Consider the following 352-nt stretch of genomic DNA (forward strand, 5'->3'; position numbering starts at 1 on the left):
GGATATTGAATTGCGAAATCAATAACAGCCTGTTCAGTAGCATCATCTACACGGTTTTTTAAATTTGGTACTCGACGGGATTTATTGATCAGTGCGTCAATATCACCAGACTTCACTAACTCTTGATAGCGGTAAAATGTATCTCTTGAAACACCCATCACTTTGCATGCTCTGGATACATTCTGAAGCTCTTCAGCTAAATTGAGCAGACCTACTTTGTGTTTAATGATTTGATTGTTAGTATGCAACATAAGAAAGTTACCTTTGTTTGATTAAGATTTCGACACCTTTATCAAAACGGGTAACTTTCTCTTTTTCAAGAAGAATGTACGATCAAGTCTGAACTAATACA

At 35.8% G+C, this 352-nt stretch carries 1 protein-coding gene; it reads right to left on the bottom strand.

Annotated elements, in window-relative coordinates; translation table 11 throughout:
- Positions 1 to 251 (bottom strand): helix-turn-helix domain-containing protein (locus NI455_RS15440; protein ID WP_253114905.1); only part of this gene is annotated, 251 nt, incomplete at its 3' end.
- Positions 252 to 352: the final 101 nt, after the last annotated feature.

This window comes from Acinetobacter lwoffii, from assembly GCF_024129435.1.
GTDB lineage: Bacteria > Pseudomonadota > Gammaproteobacteria > Pseudomonadales > Moraxellaceae > Acinetobacter > Acinetobacter lwoffii_F.